The 365-nt window shown below is 46.0% G+C and carries 1 protein-coding gene; it reads left to right on the forward strand.

Annotation, left to right across the window (positions count from 1 at the left end; translation table 11 throughout):
- On the forward strand, positions 1 to 365 hold a 365-nt coding region (locus CXF58_RS01310; RefSeq protein WP_145989774.1), incomplete at both ends, for an IS30 family transposase.

The following is a 365-nucleotide window of genomic DNA, read 5'->3' on the forward strand; positions in this document are numbered from 1 at the left end:
GCTAGGTTGGCAAGATGTCCCAAGCCATGAATCAATATACCAACACATCTATACTGACAAAAAGGCAGGGGGTGATCTACACAACGCCCTTAGATGTCAAAAGCGTTATAAGAGACGGTATCTGCAAGGCAATGATAGGCGTGGGAAAATAGCGAACCGCTGTGATATCACTGAGCGTCCTAGTATCATTGATACGCGCAGTCGTATAGGCGATTATGAAGGGGATACGGTGGTTGGTCATGGGCATCAAGGTGTGCTTGTCACTTTAGTAGATAGAACGACTCGAGAGACTAAGATCAAAGCGCTACCCAATCGTAAGGCAAAAGCTGTCACACAAGCTTGTATTGACATGCTAAAAGGTGAGG

This window comes from Psychrobacter sp. Sarcosine-02u-2 (assembly GCF_002836335.1).
In the GTDB taxonomy this organism is placed as follows: domain Bacteria; phylum Pseudomonadota; class Gammaproteobacteria; order Pseudomonadales; family Moraxellaceae; genus Psychrobacter; species Psychrobacter faecalis.